Consider the following 636-nt stretch of genomic DNA (forward strand, 5'->3'; position numbering starts at 1 on the left):
CTGCCGGCAGGTATGGTGCGTGTTCGTCTTCGACCGCGAGATCCTCGATCCCCTGCTGGAACGGGGGCTCCAGGCCGACCGTCGTGTCGACTTCATCCTGCGCTCACTGGCCCCGCTGCACGCGGCCCTGAGCCAGTGGGGCGGCGGCCTGATCGTGCGCGATGCCAAGGCCCGCGAGGCGATCCCGCAACTCGCAGCCGCCCTCGAGGCCAAGGCGGTCTTCGCCAACCACGACTACGAACCGGCCGCCAACGCCCGCGATGCCGCCGTGCGCGATGCGCTGGCCGCCGATTCCCGCGTGCTGTTCACCTTCAAGGACCAGGTCATCTTCGAGGCCGACGAGGTCCTGAACGGCCAGGGCGCCCCGTTCGCCGTGTTCACGCCCTACAAGAACGCGTGGCTGCGCACGGTGCAGTCATTCGACCTGCGCCCCTATCCTGTGGATAAGTACCGCCACGCACTGGCGCCGGTACCGGCCCCCTATCGCCGGGACCTGCCCACGCTGGCCGACCTGGGCTTCGCGCCGAGCAACCTGCCCGAGATCGCCATGCCCACCGGCTCGGACGGCGCCCACGCGCTGTTCGACGAATTCCTGGACCGGATCGGCGACTACGGCCAACGCCGCGACTTCCCGGC

General features: G+C 69.8%; 1 protein-coding gene. It reads left to right on the forward strand.

Going from position 1 to position 636, the window contains the following annotated elements; all coding sequences use genetic code 11:
• On the forward strand, positions 1-636 hold a 636-nt coding region (locus AB4Z27_RS29295), incomplete at both ends, for a deoxyribodipyrimidine photo-lyase (protein WP_441646014.1).

Source organism: Cupriavidus sp. KB_39 (genome assembly GCF_052114485.1).
In the GTDB taxonomy this organism is placed as follows: domain Bacteria; phylum Pseudomonadota; class Gammaproteobacteria; order Burkholderiales; family Burkholderiaceae; genus Cupriavidus.